This is a genomic window from Synoicihabitans lomoniglobus (assembly GCF_029023725.1).
Classification (GTDB): domain Bacteria; phylum Verrucomicrobiota; class Verrucomicrobiia; order Opitutales; family Opitutaceae; genus Actomonas; species Actomonas lomonigloba.
Genome location: NZ_CP119075.1, coordinates 3,083,254 through 3,102,960, shown reverse-complemented (window position 1 = coordinate 3,102,960; position 19,707 = coordinate 3,083,254). Strand labels below are relative to the sequence as shown.

Below are 19,707 nucleotides of genomic sequence, written 5' to 3'. Positions count from 1 at the left end.
ACACTGGAGGGAATTCGTTAGACATGATATCTTAGGTAAGTTAACCAAATAACTCTTTTAACCCAAACCGCCCCCCTCATCACCATGGCACGTATCTACAACGACATCACTGAAACCATCGGCAACACGCCTCTCGTGCGCCTCAACCGCGTCGCCAAGAAATACGGCGCCGTCGCCGATGTGCTGCTCAAGCTGGAGTTCTTCAATCCGCTGGCCTCCGTCAAAGACCGCATCGGTTACGCGATGATTCAAGACGCCATCGACAGCGGTAAGATCACCGAAGACACTGTGCTCATCGAGCCGACCTCGGGCAACACGGGCATCGCGTTGGCCTTTGTGGCGGCCGCCAAGGGTATCAAAATTATTCTCACCATGCCGGAGACGATGAGCATGGAACGCCGCAAACTCCTCAAAGTGCTCGGTGCCCGCCTCGTGCTCACCGAAGGCCCCAAGGGCATGAAGGGTGCGATCGCCAAGGCGGAGGAACTCGCCGCACAGATCCCGAATTCGTTGGTGCTTCAGCAGTTTGCCAACCCGTCCAATCCGGAGATTCACCGCAAGACCACGGCGGAGGAAATCTGGAAAGACACCGATGGCGGCGTGGATTTCGTCGTCGCGGGCATCGGCACGGGCGGCACCATCACGGGCGTGGGCGAAGTGCTCAAAGCCAAGAAGCCCGAGGTGAAAATTATCGCGGTGGAGCCGGCGTCATCCCCGGTGCTCTCCGGCGGCAGCCCCGGTCCGCACAAGCTGCAAGGCATCGGTGCCGGTTTCGTGCCCGAGGTGCTCAATACCAAGGTCTACGACGAGGTCATCACCGTGAAGGAAGACGATTCCGGTCCGATCTCGAAGGAAGTTTCCCAACTCGACGGTATTCCGATCGGTATCTCCTCGGGGGCGATCACCTGGGCAGCCCTCGAAATAGCCAAGCGTCCGGAGAATGCGGGCAAAACGATCGTCGCGGTGATTCCCTCCTGCTCGGAGCGTTATTTGTCCACCTGGCTCTTCGCCGATGTGAATACGGACAGTGATTCGCTGGACGACCTGCTCAAAAGCTGATCTTCTACAACTCCCCCGGCAGTCTTATGGACTGTGAGGGCTTCCTAACCCCAAGCCGGTCCCGGCTCTTGGCCTGAAAAGGTCGGGAGCCGGGACTTTGGTTTGGAAGGGCGGTGCCGCAGGAGTTTACTCATGCCATGAAACCCGAACCTACTGCCGCCAATGAGTTTCTGGCCGTGCATGTCGCCCGGTTGAGCGAGAGCTACACCCGTCTGACGGGACGAGATTTACGGTCGGGAGTGGTATGGAATTCGACCGGCGGCCCGGCGGCGTGGGCGGAGGCGCTTTACCACGCACCGTTCGTTTTGCTGTCCCATGACACGGCCGCGGACCCGATTTTCAACTATGCCAATCGCACGGCGCAGCGATTATTTGAGCTGAATTGGGCGGAAATCACGAAACTCCCTTCGCGATTTTCGGCCGAGCCCGTGAGTCGCGAGGAGCGCGCACGATTAATGGCGGAGGTGACGCAGCGGGGCTTTATCGATGATTACCGCGGCGTGCGGATCTCTTCGACGGGGCGGCGGTTCAACATCGAACGCGCCACGGTGTGGAACGTGGTGGATGAACGAGGTGAGGTGACGGGGCAGGCGGCAACGTTCGCGAACTGGACGCCGCTGGAATGATACGGCGGTTGCAACGAACCCGCGCTAACTTTGCTGCGCGAGGCGAGTGGCGTAGCTGATGGCCTCGATCATACTGCCGGGATTGGCGGTGCCCTGACCGGCCCGGTCGAAAGCCACGCCGTGGTCCACGGAGACGCGAATGATGGGCAGACCGAGCGTGATATTTACCCCGGCCATGGACTTCCATTCTCCCGAGGCGTGATCGTAGTCAAACCCCAGCAACTTGGTCGGGATGTGGCCTTGATCGTGATACATGCACACCACGACGTCGAATTGCCCGCCCTTCATTTTGGGAAAGATGGTGTCGGGCGGAAATGGACCGGTGGCGTCGATGCCCGCCGCTTGCGCGGCGGCAATGGCCGGCATGATGTGATCAATCTCTTCGCGTCCGAACAGACCGTTTTCCCCGGCGTGGGGATTGAGTCCCGCGACGGCGATGCGGGGAGCCTCGATAGCCATTTGGCGCAGGGCGTCGTGGGCGAGGTGAATGACTTTGAGGACCCGCTCGGTCGTTACCCGGCGAATGGCTTCGGCCAAGGCGACGTGGGTGGACACGTGCACCACGCGAAACCCACCTTCGGCGAGCATCATGGTGTAGTCGCGAGTGCGCGTGTAGTGCGCATAAATTTCGGTGTGACCGGCGAAGTTCTGGCCGGCGGCCCGGAGAGCTTCCTTGTGAATCGGGCCGGTGACGGTCGCGTCGATCTGCCCCGCCATGGCCAGTTCGATGGCCTTGACCACGTAGTCGAACGAGGCCTGCCCGGTCATCGCCGCGACGGTGTTGTAGCGAAACTTCGCGGGATCGACGTTGCCGAGATCCAGCACATCGATGGTGCCGCGCTCGTAGCGACCATTGCGGGGATCGGATACGACGTGGATGATCAGATCGCGATCAATCGTGGCGGCAATTTGGCGCATCACGCCCGCATCCCCAATGACCAGCGGTCGGCAGTGCGCATGGACCTCGGGTTGTTGCAGGGCCTTGACGGTGATTTCCGGACCGATACCGGCGGGGTCACCGCTGGTGATGCCAAGGAGCGGTCGAATAGCGGAAGTCATGGTCGGGTGATCGCGTCGAGAAAGGAGTCAGGCCAGCAATAGCTGCCGGGTTTCACCGTCACGGGGCCATGATCGGTCGTCCCTGGCAACAGCGTGACCACGCCTGGGGCATGTTCCGCGCTGACGGTAAAGCAGGACAGGCCGAGATGACGCAGCACCGCCGCGGCCGTGGCACCGCCGGTCAGAGCGAGATGTTGATCGGGGGATGGGAGGATGCGCGGCAGCAGGTTTTTCAAATGGGCCCCGACGTAGGTGGCAGCCGGGCCGTTTCCGTCGCAACAGAGCGTCTCCGGTGGAATAACCGGAATGCCGTGTTGCGCGAATTGATCACGTTCCGGCGCGAGCACAGCGGCGCTACCATTGATGATAATCGTCGTCGGACCGAGTTTGGTCGATGCGGGCGGGGGAGCAGAGACGGGTTCGCCCAGCCAAACTGTAAACGCATCGGCGGCGCCCGCGAGGTGGGTTAGCGGTAGCGGGCGATAAAGCGCGCGACGCAGGTCCTCCAGCGAAGCGACATCGGGCACGGAGGTTGCCTGATCGATGGGTAGAAGGACTGAGGAGTCGCTCCGGCCCTCTGCCAGCGAGGACTCGTGGAGTTTGGTGATGCCAACGAAGTATTCGCCGTTCCGGATGAAACGTTGGTGACTCGGGTTGGCGGGCAGGAGCAATACCGAGGTCTTGCCCAGCGCGTGAGCCAAGGCGGATGTCTCCAGCCCGATATGTCCGCGGAGCAACGAGTCGATCTTTTGAAAAACCACGGGCTGGGGCTGCATCTCGGCCAGCGATCGCCCTAACGCGCGCATGACGCTGGTCGCCTCGGCGGAGGAGCGACTGCGATTGCCGGTATCGATGACAAGCACGTCCGCATCCATGGCCGGGGTCACGGTCGTCGTCGCGTGCAGTTTCACCAGATGACCATGCCGATGCGCGATCCCGGCGATTTCGGCCGCGCCCGTGAAGTCGTCGGCAATGACCACCCGCGTTGGCATCACCTCAGAACGGCCAGATGCGCGGAATGACCGTCACCGCCACGGTGAAACACAGGGCGTTCATGGGCAGACCGATTTTGAGGAAATCGGTAAAGCGGTATCCGCCCACACCATACACGTAGGTGTTGGTCTGATAACCAATGGGAGTGGAGAACGCCGCCGAGGCGGCGAACGTGACCGCGACGATGAAAGGACGCGGATCGACTCCGAGCTCGGCGGCGACCCGCAATGCGATCGGAGCCATCAGGGCGGCGATCGCGTTGTTGGAAAGAATCTCCGTGAGCACCATCGTGGTGAGGTAGATGGTCGCGAGCGCAATGATCGCCCGGTGGTCGGTCGTGCCCACCAAGTTGACTCCCTCGACCAGCGTGGTCGCCAGCCAGGCGGCGGCCCCGGTGCGTTCGAGGGCGAGGCCCATGCCGAGCATGCCAAAGATCAGGAAGATCAGGTTCCACTCGACCGCGGCGTAGGCTTCCTTCGACTTGATAATCCCGGCCGCGAGGAGCACGACGCAGCCGGTCACGGCCGCGGTTTCGATGGGGGCGAGTCCAAACGTGGCGGCGCTGATCACCGCGGCGATCACGCCGATGACGATCATCATCTTGCCGGTGGTGGATTTGGCCGGAGTGCGCGCGCGGTCGAACAGCATCAGATCGTCGCTGTTGCGCAGGCGATCGATGGCCTGGTCGGTGCCCATCATGAGCAAAACGTCACCGGGCTCGATGGGCAGGGTTTCGATGGCCTCGCGCACGTTGCGGCCCTTGCGATGGAGCGCGATGGCAATCAACCGGAACCGCTGACGGAAATTCACGTCGCGCACCGAATGGCCGACCAAGGAAGACTGTGGGGTCACGACCGCTTCTACCAACGAACCCTCGTGGGCGGCGATTTGTTCGAGTCCGAGCTTCATGTCGGAGACCAGGTCGAGGCCCTCCATGCTGCGCGTGTGCGCGATGCCGTGCGGACGGCAGGAGAGAATCATGCGGTCGCCCGCGTGCAACTGCGTTTCGGTGCGACTGAAAGGAATGGCGATGCCGTTGCGCACGATCTCCAACACGCGCACACCGCGGGCGCTTTTGAGGCCGGAGTCCGCGATGGTTTTGCCGACCAACGCCGATTCCGGCTGCACGAATGCTTCCGTGATATACTCCCGGCGTTCTTCGTCGGTCAGAATATCGGTCAACATCTCGCGCACCGGCAGCACGCGTTTGCCCACAATGGCGAGATAGATGCCGCCCATGATGGCGGTCGGCACGCCCAACCAGGCCAGTTCAAACAGCGAGAAAGAGCGTTCGCCGTGGGCGGTGGCGATACCGTTGACGATCAAGTTGGTGCTGGTGCCCACCAAGGTGCAGGTGCCGCCCAGGACCGCCGCGTAGGACAGCGGGATCAGCAGCTTGGACGGTGCGAGATTCATCTTGCGCGCCAGTCCCAGCACGACCGGCAGAAATACCACCACCACCGGGGTGTTGTTTATGAACGCGGATAACGTCGCGACGAACGCCACCATGACCAGAATGACGATGGGGTAGGGCAACGTCCCGGCGCGGTCGACCAAACCGGAAACACGATCGATCAGTCCGCATTTCACCAAGGCCGCGCTTAATACGAACATGGCACCGACGGTGATGGGCGCCGGATTCGAAAATACGCTCAACGCCTCATCCGCTGGCAGCAAACCGGTGAGCATGAGCACCGCGAACAACGACATCGCCGTGACATCGGGCGGGAATTTCTCCCACACGAAGCTGGCCAGCGTGAGTGCTAGCAGGATGAATATGAGGACGATGTCCCAAGTCATGGGTGAGGAGGAAGCTACGGAGCCGGACAGGGCCCTCCCAGCTTAATTTGCGACCAGATTGGAACGCTCGCTGCGGCGATACCAACGCGTAAAAACGAAGGTCAAGCCGAGGAACGTCACGACGACATTGCCCAATTTCATGATGGCTCCGGCGAGGAGTTGATCATCCATGGGGGTGAACCCGTCGATAAGGCGGGGGGCAAATTCGTAAGTGGGGTAGAGGACATCCGGTGAAAAGGTGACAAAGGCGAACAGCGGCGTGAGGCCCACGGCGACTGCAAACAGATAAAGCATTTGCCCGGCCAAACGCATGGGCGGCCAGACGCGCGCGCCGGACAGGACCGGCCACCAAAACAGGACGGCGGAAGCGAAAAAGGTCACATGCTCCAGCACATGAACGAGGCGATCCTGCAGCGCCAAATCGTAGAGCGCCGGCACGTGCCACAGACTCTGGATCATCACGTAGAGGATACCCGCCACCACGGGATGGGTGAAAAATCGACCCAGAGGACGCAGCACCGGACGATCCACGACGGCATCAACCAGCGCGGGAGGAAGTCCGATCGTCCACAGGATGGCGCAGGGGTAGATCAGGATCACATGTTGGGCCATGTGCGCGGAGAACAGGAAACGTTCGCCCATTTGGTCGAACGGCGATCCCACCGCCAAATAAAACATCACCAGCGAGCTGTAATAGCAGACCTGGCGCCACCGGGGAACGGTTGTCCCCGGGGTCAGACGCTCCCGCAGGGGGCCCGTCAGGACCGCGTAGGTCCACGCCAGCAAGACCAAGCCGCCGATGAGATAGGGCTCATTATGCCAGTGTCGCCAGTCGATCATGAGAATGGAGGAGGGAGGGGGACGAGATATCGATTGCAGGCACGGTCAGCGCGATCGGCGCCCAACAAAAAGGCGGCCCGGAGGCCGCCTCGTCAAGGGGGGGGAGATGATGTTCAGAGTCGAACTCTAGCCCAGCTCTTCGTAGGCCGGGCCCTCCGGCGCGGAAGCGTCGGCACTGTGAATCAACAACAACGCGCCGAGGGTGCCACCCCCCAGAATGAGTCCGATGAAGAACAGGATGGTGCAGAATGGTTTATCCCACTTCAGATGCATGAAGATAAAGATAACGGCGACGAACTTCACGGCCGACATGCCCATCAACAAGGTGATGATCAACCAATGCGGCATGGGCACGTAGATCACCAACAATTCCATGCCAGTGATGATCGCGAGGATCATCGCCAGCTGGACGAAGACGTGAAACTTGCCCTCGTGAGCGTGACCTTCGTCGGAAGGGTGGAGAACGTCGGTGGCTTCGGCGGTGGCACTCATGCGAGAACGATATATTCGAGGAGGTAAACGACGGGGAAAATCACGATCCAGACGATGTCCACAAAGTGCCAGTAAAGGCCCATGGATTCAACGTCGATCGCCTGGGCCTCGCCGAAGTCGACGGGACCGCTTTGACGGGCGAAGGCAAACAGCACGCCAAGCAGGATGATGGAGCCGCCAAAGGAAAGGTAGTGGTGGCTGAAGTAGTAACCCCAGCCGTGGCCTTCCTGCAGGACGTGGATCAGAGCGAGGATCGTATACATGCTCAACACGGTGAGCGCAGTGAAGGCGATGAAGTGAAACACCCCTTTCAGGATCCAGCCCTGACCATTGGACTCATCGGCGGGCTTGAAGGTGCGGATATACATCAACACCAGCCAGAGCACACCGATGGCGACGTGAGTGCCGTGTGTGCCGGTGAGGGTGTAGAAGGTCGAGCCGAAGACGCTGCTGTTGAGGGTCAATCCGCCGACATGGACGAAGTGGTTGAACTCGTAGACCTGACCGCCGAGGAAGATCAGTCCGAAGATGATCGTGCCGATCAGCATCTTGCGGGTGGTGGCGACGTTACCCTTTTGGATGGAATTCACCGCGAGGGCCATCAGCAGCGACGACATCAGCAGGATGAAGGTCGAACCTGAGGTGAGTTCGATGGAGAAGAGATCGCGCGGGTCGGGCGTGCCCGCCGGCGGATGCAGGCGGTAGATCAGATGGGTCGCGATCAGCGAACCGAAGAACATGCAGTCCGACGCCAGAAATGCCCACATGAAGAGCTTCTTGTGCGGAATCCCCGTCGTCGTGGTTGCGTCGTGGTGGTGGTCGATATGGCCGGCAGCGGCGTGTGAACTCATTACGGTGGTGGTAAAGGTTGCGACTTAGTGCGAGGACGCGGCGTCATCGCCGTCTGCTTTGGTCGGGTGAAGATGGTAACCGCCGGGGCCTTCCACAGACCACATCCAAGCGCCGAAGAACATGATGACTCCACCGATGATCGCGCCCATGACGCCCCAGCCGTGAATGTCTTTCCCCAGCAGGTCGGACATCGTGTGGTCAAAGGTGTTGTGGCCGGCGAAGAAGAGGGCGCCGATCAAGAAGCCGGCGGCGGTGATGATCGGGAACCAGGAATTACTGGGCATGTGAATGCCGCCGTGGGCTTCATCGTCAGCTGCTTGTTTGGCTTTCTCAGCTTCGACTTCGGCCTTGTTGTTCTTCTCATACCAGAAGGCATCGCGGGCGTGCACCTTGGGGGTGACGTCAAAATTGTGCGCGGGCGGCGGGTTGGGGATCGACCATTCGAGGGTGCGAGCATCCCAAGGATCGCGGCCGACTTTCTGGCCCTTGAAGTAGGTGTAGACCATCACCACGAAGTATACGGCGATACCGATGCCGAGGATGAAGGCACCGATCGTGGCGATGAGGTTGCCGGAATTCCAACCCATGTTGCCGTCGTAGGTGAAGGTGCGTCGGGGCATGCCGTTCAACCCGAGGAAGTGCATCGGGAAGAAGGTGATGTTGAAGCCGGCAAAGATCACCCAGAAGGAGAGTTTGCCCCAGAACTCGGACACCTTGCGACCGAACATCAGCGGGAACCAGTAGTGAATGCCGGCGAGCAGCGCGAAGATGGAACCGCCGATCAACACGTAGTGGAAGTGAGCCACGACGAAGTAGGAATCCTGCTGTTGGGCGTCGGCCGGTGCAGCGGAGTGCATGATGCCGGAGAAACCGCCGAACATGAACATCCAAACGAAACCGAGGGCGAACATCATGGGCGTGCGCATCATGAGGTGTCCCTTCCAGAGCGTGCCGATCCAGTTGAAGATCTTGACGCCGGTCGGCACCGCGATGGCCATCGTAGCCAACGCGAACGCGGCGGTGGCGACGGTGCCCATGCCGGTGGTGAACATGTGGTGAGACCACACACCGAAACCGAGGAAACCGATGACCGCGCCCGAAAACACCACGATCGGATAACCGAACAGGGGCTTGCGGGCGAAGCAGGGCAGGATCTCGGAAATCACGCCCATGGCCGGCAGAATGAGAATGTAAACTTCCGGGTGACCAAATACCCAGAACAAGTGCTGCCACAGAATGGGTAGACCGCCGCCCGACACCTCGAAGAAGTGGGTGCCGAAGTTACGGTCCATCATGACCTCGACCAACGCGATCGTGATGGCGGGGAAGGACAGGATGATCAAGAAGGCGGTGAAGAGCGTCATCCACGTAAACACCGGCAGGCGCATCATGGTGAGTCCGGGCGCCCGCATGTTGATGATGGTGACGAGGAAGTTGAGCGAACCGATGATGGAGGAAACACCCAGCACCTGCAGGCCCATGACCCACAGGTCCGTCGACATGTCGCCGACGAATTCACTGGAAAATGCTTTGGCCGTCATGGGCGCGTAGCCGAACCAGCCCACGTCGGGCAGGCCGGACTTGGCGATAAAACCCACGTTGAGGATGATCGCACCCGCGAGGAACACCCAGTAGGCGAAACCATTAAGTCGGGGAAACGCCACGTCGCGCGCTCCGATCTGGAGCGGCATGATGTAATTGAAGAACGCGGCCGAGAGCGGCATGACGGCGAGGAAGATCATCGTCGTCGCGTGCATCGTGAACATCTCGTTGTAAGTCTGCGCCGTGAGGAACGTGCTGTTCGGGAAGGCGAGCTGCGTGCGGATCAGCAACGCCTCGGCCCCACCGACGAGAAAGAAAAACAGCGACGTGATGCCGTAGAGAAACCCGATGCGCTTGTGGTCGACCGTGGTGAGCCAGCTCACGATGCCGGTTTTGTGGTCGGGGCGGGCAAACAGGAAGGAGCGCTTGGCGGCGGGCGCGTGCTCCTCGTGGCCGATAAAGTCGTTCTTGGGAATGGATTGGTCCATGTCGAGTAAGGTGAGAGGCCGATTACTTTAAGCTGTGCAGGTAGGCCACGAGCGCGTGGGCCTCTTCCGGAGTGATTTCGATATCGGTGATCGGATCGCCGGTTTCGGGATCGTTCATGACGTAGCCGGGCATAACGACCATGCCGCCCGGCGTGACTTTCCGGGTGTTATACATGAAGTTGCCGGGTTTCACGTGGTTGGGCTCGGTGATCCAGCGGTAGAGATTTTCGGGGCTGTTTTCCAACAAGCCGGCGGCGACCGTGGTGCGGGAACCGATGCGGGTGAGGTCGGGGCCGATGACGCCCATGCCGTCATGGCCGCGGACGGTGTGGCAACCGGCGCAGCGGTTTTCCATGAAGTATTGGCGTCCCGCGGCGATGAGCGCGGGGTCTTCGTCGGCAGCGGGAATCTGTTGGGCCTGCCAGCGGCCGAACGGATCGGCGTCGAATTCCTCGGTCCAGCCGGGTTGGTTGACTTCGAACTCACCGTAAGAGGCAAACGTGGTTGGAGCGGTGGCACCTTCCGGCACGGCGACTTCGCGGGCGGGCAGCTTTTGGTTGGTGAGCCAGTTGTTGAAATCGTCCTCGGCCAGCGCGATCACCCGGAAACGCATGACGGCATGGGATTCGCCGCAGTATTCGGCACATTGTCCCCAGAAGTAACCGGGCTCGTCGGCCTTGAGCCAGAGGTGGTTGCCGCGGTTGGGCATCATGTCGACCTTACCCGCGAGCTTAGGGACCCAAAACGAGTGAATCACGTCGACGGTGCGCAGCTCGATGTGAACAGCGCGGCCGGCCGGGATGACAAGCTCGTTGGCGGTCACCAACGGGGCCTCACCGCCGAACGGCTGAGGAGTCATTTCGTCTTCATAGGTGAATTTAAACCACCATTGGTAGCCCGTGGCCGTGATTTGGTAGGCGTCGGCGCGTTCCTCTTCCGGCACCTCATAGGTGAACCAAATTGCCTTGAGTGTGGGCACCGCGATGACGACCAGCGCGAGAATGGATCCGACAATCAAACCGATCTCCACGAAGGGGTTACCGTGACCTTGGGGCGGCGGTTCGGCGTGCTCGTCGTCGGAGCTGCGCGCCTTGAACTTGAGCGTAGCGTAGGCCAGCACGGCTGCGACGATGACGAACAAAATACCCGTAACCCACAAAGTGACGTAGAACACTTGGAGCTGTGACTCGGCGACAGGACCCTTGGTATCAAAGGTGGATTGGGGCCCGTCGAGCCACCCGCCGCAAATGAAAGGCAGCAGGGCAACGAGCAACGCGGGAAGGACACGTCGGGCGGGATTGCCAGAAGAAGCGGAGGAACTCATGAGAACTTTAAAACACGTTCCGGGCGAGAGGGCACGGAGAGTGAGAAAGCGTCCCCAAGGCACGGGGCATTTCAAGCCCTTATATCGGCCGAACACCGATAAGGTGATCACGCTTATCGATTCGTGAAGCTGGCTGCATACGTCCAGGCGGCATTCGATTTCGCTGGCGGTTCGCGCGCGGGTGATTTCCGTCACGATTATGAAGTCCTTTCCCCGCTTTTCAGCCCTGATCGCCGGAGTTGCCCTGATTTTTGCGGTTTCCGGTGCCGCGATCGCAGCCGAGCCCGATCAATCCGTCACGGTCAAAGCCGGTGACACCATGCGTTTTGATGTCACCAAGATCGAAGCCGTCGCGGGCACCACGATCGCCATTACTCTCGAAAACACCGGGAAACTGCCCAAAGCCGCAATGGGGCACAACTTGGTGGTTCTGACCAAGGACGCCAACGCTGCCAAATTTGCCAACGCGGCCATGATGGCGCGCGATGCCGAATACATCCCGGCCGCCATGACCGACAGTATTGTGGCCCACACCAAGTTGCTCGGACCGGGCGAGAGCGACACCATAACCTTCACCGTGCCCAGCGAGCCGGGTAACTACGTGTTCCTCTGCAGCTTCCCCGCCCACTTCATGGCCGGTATGCGCGGCACGATCGTGGTCAGCGCTCCGTAAGAACGCTTCGCATCAACCTTTTCCGCTTTTATCAGCCGTCCTGCGTCTCGCGGGGCGGCTTTTTTGCACCCGCGAGGGCCTCAGGCGCTGGGCCACCAACGGTAGAGGAAGAAATAGACCAATACCCCTGTCACGCTGACGTAATACCAGATGGGAAATACCCACCGCGCCCATGCCTTGTGGCGCTCGAACTCACCCTTGATCGCGAGGAGAAACGTGCGCGGCACGAGGTAGCCGATCGAGATCGCGAGGATGATGTGCGTGATCAACATCACGTAATAAACGATCGCGATGGGCCCTTCACCGCCGAACTTGGTGTGCACCGCCTCACCGGCTCCCACCGCCATGCCTTTCAGCACTTTGTGCGTCACGTAGCCGACCAGAAACAGTGCCGATACCGCGCCGGCCGACAGCATCATCTTGCGATGCGCGTCCTTGTTGCCGGATTTGATGAAAATGAACCCGGCCGTCATCAGCACGGTGGCGAGCCCATTCAAAGTCGCGTTAAGCGCGGGAATATCGTGAAGCGTCATAACAAAAACAAGCGGTCGACAACCAAGGCCCCCAGTTGCAGCGGAAGCCAAATAATTGAAGCAAAAAACAGTTTACGGGCCGACTGGTCCCGACCTTCGACTCGCGTGAAAGCGATCGCCCGGATCAGGAACCACACTCCCAACGCCAGCGTCACACTGCCATAGATCCACGTCGCATCGCCCCACAGGCTGGGAAGCAGGCACACCACAATCAGCGCCACGGTATTGACCAACGACCACAGCGCCACGCTGCGTCCGCTGCGATCGCGCACCGGAAGCATCGGAAAATCAACCCGACCGTAGTCTTCCCGATAAGTCCAGGCGATGGCCATGAAGTGCGGAATCTGCCACAGCGCCAAAATGCCGAACAATACCCAGCCAAGCGCCTCCACGCCGCCGTGCGCGGCAGCGTAACCGATCAAGGGCGGGAACGCTCCGGCGATCGCGCCGATTTCCGTGCTCCAGCGCGACCAGCGCTTGGCCGGGGTATACCACGCCAGATACGTGATGATCGTGGCCAGCGCGAAGGTCGCGGCCAACGCGCTCGCGAACGAAAAAAGCAGGGCGAGTCCGCTCATGCACAGGCCCCAGCCGAGCACGAAGGCGGCGCCATCGGGGACTTTGCCCGACGGAATCGGGCGATCCGAGGTGCGGTCCATTTTGGCGTCGGTGTCGCGTTCCATCCACTGGTTGAGCGCCGCCACGCCGCCCGCGCAGGCCGAGGTGCCGATCATCGTCGCGAGGAAGTGTCCCCACGCCCACGGTGCATCGACCACGAGGTAGCCCACCATCGCCGTGATCACGGAAAGCATGCTCAAGCGTGGCTTGGTCAACTCCAAGTAGTCGCCCCAGCCGCCCTGCGGGGGCGTGGCATCCGCTGCGGACGTCGTCGCGGGATCGCTCATGCGGACGTCTTTTCTCCCGTGTGATTGGCCCACATGGTCATGGCAAAAGTCAGCGCCAACAGCAGCGCCCCGCACAGCACGTGGCCGGTCGTCACGTAGGGATTGCGGCTCATCCAGATCACCGAAGCGCCGAGGACGATTTGCCCCACCAGCAGCACGATCACGCCAGCCGCCGCCGCCTTGTAGCCCGCATGCGCTTCATGGTCGCGCCACACGCTGATGGCAAATCGCACCAATGCCACCGTGAGCACGACCGCCATGACGCGGTGGGCAAAGTGAATGCCGACGCGAAAATTCCACAACGGCGGCAACAGATCTCCTTCGGGGGAGCTCAGCGGAAACGACGGAATCGCCATGCCCGCGTAACTATGGCGCATCACCGCCGCGATCGCCAGTTGCAGCAGCAACAGCGCGCAACACCACTTGCCCAGACGCCGGACCGCCATGCTGGCACCCAGCGACTGGCTCGCGATCCACATGCGCGAAAGTCCCAGCGCAATGGCCAGCAGGGTGCAGATATACACCTGCGCCAAGATCGCGTGCAGCATGGCAAAAAGACGGCCCACGCTCACGAAATCGAGAATGATGGGGTCCAACAGCACGCGCAATCCGCCCACCAGCGCCTGCGCAAAGACCAGCACCACCGCGCCCAGCGCAACTTTACGCACCCACGCCCGCGCTTCCCACCGTCGCACCGCCAGCCAGATCGCGATCGTGATGATCGACATCATGCCGGCGCTCAGCCGGTGCGAATGCTCGGCAAACATCATGATGTCCGTCAGCCAGCCTTCCGGATTGAGCGATCCATTGGACAACGGCCAGTCCTCGAAAATCATGCCCGCGCCGATGCTGGTGGTGAAGGCGCCCAGCATCACGAGCACAAACACCCACACGCTGCCGATCGTGGCAAACCAAGCCAAGCCAGGCTGATAGTCGGAAGTTCGAGTGGTGATAGTGGTGGCTGCAGGCATTAACGGCGATGGATTCTAGCGAAAGAATCGGCCACCCTACGATCCTCATTCCCTTTGACAAATCTAACCTCCGGAGAATCGGTGCCTCTATGCGGATGCCATTCAATCTCGCTCGTTTACTCACCGTGACCGCCCTGCTGGCGGTTGCATTGACCGTCGGATGTCGGCCCGCCACCAAGGAAGACGCCAAACTCGAGGTGCCCGGACGCCCGGTCACGGGGCAGATTATCAAGGTCGATGCCGAACGTGGCACGCTGCTGGTCGACCACGACGAGATCCCCGACTACATGCCCGCCATGGTCATGGAATTCCACGCCGGCCCCGGTGATCTCGCCAACGCCGTCGCCGGCGAACGCATCCGCGCTCGTCTCATCGAGGACACCGACGGCACGTTTCGCCTCGCTCACATTTGGAAAGTCGACGCGCTGGCCGCATCACAAGTGACCGCCGCCGCCGCCGCGTTGCGCGAGGACACCACCATTCGTGGTCGCAACGCCTACCGCTCCGTTGGTGAAAACCTGCCCGATTTTGCCCTCTACGATCAAACTGGCGCGGTCGTCGATGTCTCCCGCTTTCGCGGTAAAAAGGTGCTGCTCAACTTCATCTACACCCGCTGCCCGATCGCCACCATGTGTCCCGCCGCCACCATCAACATGATGGCCGTGCAATCCGCCGTGGCCGAAGCCGGCAAGAGCGACCGGCTCGAGTTGATCTCCATCACCTTCGACCCCGAGTTCGACACGCCAGGCGTGTTGCGCGATTACGCCGAGGTTCGGGGCATCGATACGACCAACTTCAGTTTTCTCACCGGTCCGGAGAGCGCGATCAAAGACCTGCTCCGTCAACTGGGCGTGCTGGCCGAGGTGGAAGGTCCGCTGATTTCGCACACGCTCGCGACGCTGCTCATCGATGAAAAAGGCCGCATCATCGATCGCGCGGACGGCAGCCAATGGGACGTCACGCAATTCGTCCGCAAGATCGTGCGATGAGTGCCGCCGCTCCACTTTCACCTGGCCAACGGCGTCAGCTCATCGGGCTGACGCTTGGGGCCGTCGCCGTGTTCGCGGTGTTTCGCTGGTTGCCGACCGGCACGAATCTGAGTCACGGCGACTTCCGTCTCGAGGGCGACAACGTGCTCGAGTTTTGCGATCCCGCCGCGCCGCAATTTCTGCCGGTCACCACGGCGCGTTCACCGGTGATTTTCGAAATCAGTCCGGCGTCCGTCGCGACCGGGGCGATGAAGACATTCACGCTGCGTCTCGCGACCTCATCCGGCAAACCGATCGGCCCCGTCGATCTGCTCGTCGCCCACACGCGCAAGCTGCACGTCATGGTCGTTGACCCGACCTTGCGGGATTACCAGCACGTGCATCCCGAACCAACCGCCACCGCCGGTGAATGGACGGTAAGCTTCGCGCCCCGCTTGGCCGGCGCGTATCGCATCTTTGCTGACTTCACTCCCGCCGCGACGGCCCGCGGCCTCTACGCCAGCGCTGAACTCACCGTGCCGGGGGACGTTGCGGTCAATCCGATCATCACCAATTGGACGGCCGAAGTCGGGAGTTTCCGCTTCGAACTCCGGCCCGACGCGCTGCCCGTGCGAGCGCGGGAGACGACCCGTCTTACGTTTGCCATTCGGGCGGCCGACGGAGCCGACATCGCTCTGGGTGAAGTCATGGGCGCGTTTGCCCACCTCGTGGCGTTCGACCGCGAACGCAGCGGATTCGCCCACCTGCATCCGCTTGAAACCGACCTCGCGCAACCGCCGAGTGCGGCCGAGCCCGATCTGCACTTTCAAGTCACTATTCCTGATCCCGGGCTTTACGTGATTTGGGCGCAACTCGTCCTTGATGGCACCGAGACGTTCGTGCCGTTCTGGTTCGAAGTGGAGCCATGAACGAAACCGCCGCCGATCCCGGCCTGCAGGCGGACGAGCGGCTCGTGGCGCGTGGCTGGTTGCGTATCGGCATTGGCATGGCGGTGGCCGGGCAGGCGATGGTGTTTGGGCTCGCGGTCAATGTCACTCCGGCCGACGGCGTCGGTTATTGGGTGGTGCACGGCGGCTCCATGGCGGCGGCGCTGGGCGTGCTCGTATTTCTCGGCGGCGACCTCGGGCGCGGAGCGATGGCGGCGCTGCGGCAGCGAAAAATCAGCATTGATCTCCTGTTTCTGGTTACGCTCACCGGCGCGTTCGCCGGATCGCTCGTGAGCACGTTCACGCGCACCGGGGCGATTTATTATGAAGTCGTCGCTGTGCTCATCGCGGTGCACACGGTCGGCAAAATGATCGCCGCGCGGAGTCGGCTCACAGCCCTGTCGGCGGTCGATCGCACGCGCCGGGAGTTCGCCCAGGTGCGCGTTCGAGGGCGCGAGGGAGAAAGTATTCAAAAAACCGTTACCGAGGTGACGACGGACGACCGGGTGTTGGTTGCGCCCGGTGAAGCCATCGGTGTTGATGGCACCATTGTGGATGGCCGCAGCTATGTGACGGAAACCTCGATGACGGGCGAATGGCGGCCGGTTTCGCGGGGACCAGGCGATGCCGTGTTGGCCGGCACGCACGCCGTCGATGGAGATCTGGAAATCGCGCCATTGGCCGGGCCGCGTCGGTTGGATACGATCCTGAGCGCAGTCGAACAGGCGCGGTTGGCCCCGAGTCAGTTGCAGGCGCAGGCCGATCGCTTGATGCGTTGGTTTCTGCCCGTCGTCATGGGCGTGAGTGTTGCGACCTTTGCGTTCTGGATCGCGCGCAGTCCATGGCATGAAGCGCTGTTTCATGCCATGGCCGTCCTGCTGGTGGCGTGTCCCTGCGCGATGGGTCTGGCCACACCGATCGCGGTCTGGAGCGGATTGGCCCAGCTGGCCAAGCTCGGCATGGTTGCCGGCACTGGGGACATCCTCGACGCGCTGAGTCGGGCCGACACGCTGTGTATCGATAAAACCGGGACGCTATCGGAGTCCGCCATGGTCGTCACGGCCTGGCACACCGCACCCGCCTGGCGAGCGCGGGAACCCTGGCTGCGCGCCGCGGTCCTCGCCGCCGAGTCCGACCTGCAACATCCCGTCGCCCAGGCACTAACTCGCGAGTGTAACCATAATGGTTACACTCGCGGAGCGGCCGCGGAGCGGCGCGTGGAGGCGGGAGCGGGCGTGGTGGTGACGGTGGAGGGGCGGGAGGTTCGCGTCGGGGAGTGGGCGTTGCACGGCTTTACGGACGAAGTGTCGGCTGATCCCGGGAAGCGTGTGTATGTCTCGGTCGACGGCCGGCTGGCTGCGTGGATCGAACTGGGCGAACGTTGGCGCGAGGGAATGAACGAGGCGTTGACGGAGCTGGCGGCTCTGGGCGTCGCGGTCGAAGTGTTGACCGGAGACGCCCATCCGCCGGCGGGATTGACGGTGCCGGTGAAGTCGGGACTGACGCCGGCCGAGAAAACGGCGCGGGTGCGGGAGTTGATCGCTGGCGGACGCACCGTGGTGCTGGTGGGCGACGGCGTGAACGATGCCGGCGCAATGTCGATCGCGGCGGGTTCGATCGCGATTCGCGGCGGCGCGGATCTGGTGCGGGCGTCGGCCATGGCGACAATGCTGGGCGATGACCTGCGGGTGTTGCCGCAGGCGGTGCGTTTGTCGCGAGCGGTGCGACGGGGCATTCATGGCAATCTGCGCTTCGCGGCGAGTTACAATGCCGGGGGCATGATGCTCGCCGCCGCCGGATGGCTGCATCCCGTGGTGGCGGCGCTGCTCATGGTGGGATCGAGTCTGGCGGTGGGCGTGCGGTCGTTGCGCGGGGTCGCGCGTGCTGCCGCGACGTTTAAGGCTCCCGGACGGTGAGGGTGGTATTCAGTTCGGCGGACTTGAGTTCCTGCCGTTGACCCGAAGGCCAGCGAATGACGATGCGTCTGATGCGGGAATCGGTGCCGAGCCCGAAGCGCACCGTCGACTCGGATTGCGCCATGTAGCTCGTGGCGGGAGCCACCGTGCGCACAAAAATGCGTCGGGGCGTGTGCAACTCAATGCGGGCACCGGACGCATCGGGATGGGAACGGGTGGCGATGAGTTTGAGGGCCAACCACGGAAGCGACATGCGTTGGTCGTTGCGCAGGAGTTTGGCGGGACCGGCATTTTGCGCGATGGCGATGTCGAGATCACCGTCGCCATCGAAGTCGAGGGTGGCCATGCCGCGGGCGGTAAGGGACGGCATCTGCGCGGCAGGCGTCCACGAGGATTGTTCGCGCCACCACAGTTGTGGCGCGTGCGCGAAACGGCCGGGCTCGTAGTCGTCGGGAAAGATGTTGGTGTCGTGTTCGGCCAGGCCGCCGGCGGCGAAAAACTCGGTGTATCCGTCGTTGTCGGTGTCGAGTAGCCTGCCGCCGAGTTTGGCCGTAAGATCCAGCGAGGGAGGGAGGATTATTTCGGGAGCGGGCGCGAGTTGGAGGAAGGTATCATCGCTCAAGCTGGCCAAGGGGAGAGCACCGGGGGCGGTGATGGTGGCGGCCAGACCCTCGCGGCGGGGTTCGCTGGTCGGGTTCCACGGGGTGAAGGTTCCGTCCGGTTCGGCGAGGAACCAGGCGTCGGGCGCGGTGTGATAGGTGAAGTGCAGGTCGAGGTGGCCGTCGTTGTTGGCGTCGAGCGTGCGCAGCGCCAGAGTTTTGGCGGTGGGGCGCCCGGTATTGACGTCGAGGTGCCGGAGTCCGATCGGATCGCGCACGACGCCAAACCGACCGTCGCCCAAGTTGCGATACACGGTGGGATCGACGCCGACGAAACCGACGGGGGCGCCGTAGGAACGACCGACTTGAGCCACGGAAAACGCGGCGGCCAGGCCGAGTTCACCCGGCCAGCGTGCGTAGTGCGCGACGATGAGGTCGAGCTGTCCGTCGTGATCGAAATCGAGCCAGACGGCGGCGGTGCTCCACGTGTTGTTTTCCCCGGCCACGCCGGCGACGTTGGTCGTCTCATGAAATGTGCCGTCGCCGTGATTGCGGAAGAGGCGGTTTTCACCGATGGCGGTGATGAAGATGTCGGGCCAGCCGTCCGCATCGTAGTCGCCGATGGCGGGACTCATGCCGTTGGCCAAAAAATCGAGCCCGGCGGCGGCGGTGACGTCGGTGAAGGAACCGTCGCCGTTATTATGATACAGGGCGCTGGTGCCGGGAGATTGCCAGGCATTGTTGGACCACGGCCACGGGGACCCATTGACAAAGAGCAGGTCGGTCCAGCCATCCTGGTCGTAGTCGAACGCGGCCACGCCACCGCCGAGGGTGGTGGGGGAATGGCCGGAGCCGTGGCGATGAGTGAAGGTGAGGCCGGCAGCGGCGGTGACGTCGGTGAACCGCGTGGTCGGGCCGACCTGGTTCAGGTCCGGAGCCGGAAACCACCACGCGAACGCCAGACCCAGCACCACGGCGGCACCGACCAGCAGCCCCACTACGGGGAGTAGCGAAGGCAAGCGTGCGGCGCTGACGGGAGGGAGGGGGGCTGACCGGCTGGGGGGCACTGTTTTAATTTACAGAAGGGAACGACGAGAACGAAGGAAGCAGAAATCGCGGA

Annotated in this window: 18 protein-coding genes; 6 read left to right on the top strand and 12 right to left on the bottom strand. The window is 62.1% G+C overall.

What is annotated here, in order from left to right:
• Positions 1–84: 84 nt before the first annotated feature.
• Positions 85–1,059 carry a cysteine synthase A gene (gene cysK, locus PXH66_RS12210; RefSeq protein WP_330931773.1) on the top strand — a complete coding sequence of 325 codons (975 nt, stop codon included), beginning with the start codon at positions 85–87 and terminating at the stop codon, positions 1,057–1,059.
• A gap of 137 nt (positions 1,060–1,196) precedes the next feature.
• Positions 1,197–1,685, top strand: coding sequence for an MEKHLA domain-containing protein (locus tag PXH66_RS12205; RefSeq protein ID WP_330931772.1), 489 nt, complete (start codon positions 1,197–1,199; stop codon positions 1,683–1,685).
• A gap of 24 nt (positions 1,686–1,709) precedes the next feature.
• Here the strand turns inward: PXH66_RS12205 and pdxA are convergent, their stop codons facing one another.
• From pdxA to coxB, 8 genes are all read right to left on the bottom strand, one after another.
• The gene (gene pdxA / locus PXH66_RS12200) at positions 1,710–2,744 is read right to left on the bottom strand and encodes a 4-hydroxythreonine-4-phosphate dehydrogenase PdxA (protein ID WP_330931771.1); all 1,035 of its coding nucleotides are present in this window, start codon (positions 2,742–2,744) and stop codon (positions 1,710–1,712) included.
• Positions 2,741–3,736 (bottom strand): four-carbon acid sugar kinase family protein, encoded by a 996-nt coding sequence (locus PXH66_RS12195; RefSeq protein ID WP_330931770.1) that lies wholly within the window; start codon positions 3,734–3,736, stop codon positions 2,741–2,743. The genes pdxA and PXH66_RS12195 overlap by 4 nt, the downstream gene beginning before the upstream one ends.
• A gap of 4 nt (positions 3,737–3,740) precedes the next feature.
• Positions 3,741–5,537: an SLC13 family permease gene (locus PXH66_RS12190; protein ID WP_330931769.1), complete on the bottom strand. Its 1,797-nt coding sequence runs from the start codon at positions 5,535–5,537 to the stop codon at positions 3,741–3,743.
• Positions 5,538–5,579: 42 nt separating this feature from the next.
• Positions 5,580–6,377 carry a cytochrome c oxidase assembly protein gene (locus PXH66_RS12185; RefSeq protein ID WP_330931768.1) on the bottom strand — a complete coding sequence of 266 codons (798 nt, stop codon included), beginning with the start codon at positions 6,375–6,377 and terminating at the stop codon, positions 5,580–5,582.
• Positions 6,378–6,503: 126 nt separating this feature from the next.
• Positions 6,504–6,869: a cytochrome C oxidase subunit IV family protein gene (locus PXH66_RS12180; RefSeq protein WP_330931767.1), complete on the bottom strand. Its 366-nt coding sequence runs from the start codon at positions 6,867–6,869 to the stop codon at positions 6,504–6,506.
• Positions 6,866–7,720, bottom strand: coding sequence for a cytochrome c oxidase subunit 3 (locus PXH66_RS12175; protein ID WP_330931766.1), 855 nt, complete (start codon positions 7,718–7,720; stop codon positions 6,866–6,868). Before PXH66_RS12175 ends, PXH66_RS12180 begins: the two co-directional genes overlap by 4 nt.
• Before the next feature lie 24 nt (positions 7,721–7,744).
• On the bottom strand, positions 7,745–9,751 hold the full coding sequence (gene ctaD / locus PXH66_RS12170) for a cytochrome c oxidase subunit I (protein WP_330931765.1): 2,007 nt from the start codon (positions 9,749–9,751) through the stop codon (positions 7,745–7,747).
• Positions 9,752–9,773: 22 nt separating this feature from the next.
• Positions 9,774–11,075: a cytochrome c oxidase subunit II gene (gene coxB, locus PXH66_RS12165; protein WP_330931764.1), complete on the bottom strand. Its 1,302-nt coding sequence runs from the start codon at positions 11,073–11,075 to the stop codon at positions 9,774–9,776.
• A gap of 199 nt (positions 11,076–11,274) precedes the next feature.
• Between coxB and PXH66_RS12160 the strand changes: the two genes are divergently transcribed.
• The gene (locus PXH66_RS12160) at positions 11,275–11,748 is read left to right on the top strand and encodes a plastocyanin/azurin family copper-binding protein (protein WP_330931763.1); all 474 of its coding nucleotides are present in this window, start codon (positions 11,275–11,277) and stop codon (positions 11,746–11,748) included.
• A gap of 80 nt (positions 11,749–11,828) precedes the next feature.
• Here PXH66_RS12160 and PXH66_RS12155 read toward each other — a convergent pair whose 3' ends face one another.
• Genes PXH66_RS12155 through PXH66_RS12145 form a run of 3 tightly spaced genes read right to left on the bottom strand, consistent with a single transcriptional unit; the run spans position 11,829 to position 14,157 of the window.
• A complete protein-coding gene (locus tag PXH66_RS12155) occupies positions 11,829–12,281 on the bottom strand; it encodes a DUF420 domain-containing protein (RefSeq protein WP_330931762.1) in 453 nt (150 codons plus the stop codon).
• On the bottom strand, positions 12,278–13,186 hold the full coding sequence (cyoE, locus tag PXH66_RS12150; RefSeq protein WP_330931761.1) for a heme o synthase: 909 nt from the start codon (positions 13,184–13,186) through the stop codon (positions 12,278–12,280). The genes PXH66_RS12155 and cyoE overlap by 4 nt, the downstream gene beginning before the upstream one ends.
• A complete protein-coding gene (locus PXH66_RS12145; RefSeq protein WP_330931760.1) occupies positions 13,183–14,157 on the bottom strand; it encodes a COX15/CtaA family protein in 975 nt (324 codons plus the stop codon). Before PXH66_RS12145 ends, cyoE begins: the two co-directional genes overlap by 4 nt.
• Before the next feature lie 125 nt (positions 14,158–14,282).
• On the opposite strand from PXH66_RS12145, the gene PXH66_RS12140 reads away from it, so the two are divergent.
• From PXH66_RS12140 to PXH66_RS12130, 3 genes are read left to right on the top strand one after another with little or no spacing between them, the layout of a single operon-like run.
• The gene (locus tag PXH66_RS12140; RefSeq protein WP_330932013.1) at positions 14,283–15,146 is read left to right on the top strand and encodes an SCO family protein; all 864 of its coding nucleotides are present in this window, start codon (positions 14,283–14,285) and stop codon (positions 15,144–15,146) included.
• Complete coding sequence (locus tag PXH66_RS12135; RefSeq protein ID WP_330931758.1) at positions 15,143–16,054, top strand: hypothetical protein; 912 nt, start codon at positions 15,143–15,145, stop codon at positions 16,052–16,054. The genes PXH66_RS12140 and PXH66_RS12135 overlap by 4 nt, the downstream gene beginning before the upstream one ends.
• Entirely contained in the window at positions 16,051–17,988 is a 1,938-nt protein-coding gene (locus tag PXH66_RS12130; RefSeq protein WP_330931757.1) for a heavy metal translocating P-type ATPase, read from the top strand. The genes PXH66_RS12135 and PXH66_RS12130 overlap by 4 nt, the downstream gene beginning before the upstream one ends.
• Here the strand turns inward: PXH66_RS12130 and PXH66_RS12125 are convergent.
• Entirely contained in the window at positions 17,969–19,606 is a 1,638-nt protein-coding gene (locus PXH66_RS12125) for a CRTAC1 family protein (protein ID WP_330931756.1), read from the bottom strand. The two genes, PXH66_RS12130 and PXH66_RS12125, sit on opposite strands and share 20 nt — an antisense overlap.
• Between the last annotated feature and the right edge of the window lie 101 nt (positions 19,607–19,707).

Bases quoted from the DNA above. Each gene is read 5' to 3' on its own strand.
- PXH66_RS12205 (WP_330931772.1), top strand. From the start codon at position 1,197: ATGAAACCCGAACCTACTGCCGCCAATGAGTTTCTGGCCGTGCATGTC.
- PXH66_RS12185 (WP_330931768.1), bottom strand. From the start codon at position 6,377: ATGATCGACTGGCGACACTGGCATAATGAGCCCTATCTCATCGGCGGC.
- cyoE (WP_330931761.1), bottom strand. From the start codon at position 13,186: ATGAGCGATCCCGCGACGACGTCCGCAGCGGATGCCACGCCCCCGCAG.
- coxB (WP_330931764.1), bottom strand. From the start codon at position 11,075: ATGAGTTCCTCCGCTTCTTCTGGCAATCCCGCCCGACGTGTCCTTCCC.
- cysK (WP_330931773.1), top strand. From the start codon at position 85: ATGGCACGTATCTACAACGACATCACTGAAACCATCGGCAACACGCCT.
- PXH66_RS12160 (WP_330931763.1), top strand. From the start codon at position 11,275: ATGAAGTCCTTTCCCCGCTTTTCAGCCCTGATCGCCGGAGTTGCCCTG.
- pdxA (WP_330931771.1), bottom strand. From the start codon at position 2,744: ATGACTTCCGCTATTCGACCGCTCCTTGGCATCACCAGCGGTGACCCC.
- PXH66_RS12155 (WP_330931762.1), bottom strand. From the start codon at position 12,281: ATGACGCTTCACGATATTCCCGCGCTTAACGCGACTTTGAATGGGCTC.
- PXH66_RS12180 (WP_330931767.1), bottom strand. From the start codon at position 6,869: ATGAGTGCCACCGCCGAAGCCACCGACGTTCTCCACCCTTCCGACGAA.
- PXH66_RS12130 (WP_330931757.1), top strand. From the start codon at position 16,051: ATGAACGAAACCGCCGCCGATCCCGGCCTGCAGGCGGACGAGCGGCTC.
- PXH66_RS12135 (WP_330931758.1), top strand. From the start codon at position 15,143: ATGAGTGCCGCCGCTCCACTTTCACCTGGCCAACGGCGTCAGCTCATC.
- PXH66_RS12145 (WP_330931760.1), bottom strand. From the start codon at position 14,157: ATGCCTGCAGCCACCACTATCACCACTCGAACTTCCGACTATCAGCCT.
- PXH66_RS12195 (WP_330931770.1), bottom strand. From the start codon at position 3,736: ATGCCAACGCGGGTGGTCATTGCCGACGACTTCACGGGCGCGGCCGAA.
- PXH66_RS12175 (WP_330931766.1), bottom strand. From the start codon at position 7,720: ATGAGTTCACACGCCGCTGCCGGCCATATCGACCACCACCACGACGCA.
- ctaD (WP_330931765.1), bottom strand. From the start codon at position 9,751: ATGGACCAATCCATTCCCAAGAACGACTTTATCGGCCACGAGGAGCAC.
- PXH66_RS12190 (WP_330931769.1), bottom strand. From the start codon at position 5,537: ATGACTTGGGACATCGTCCTCATATTCATCCTGCTAGCACTCACGCTG.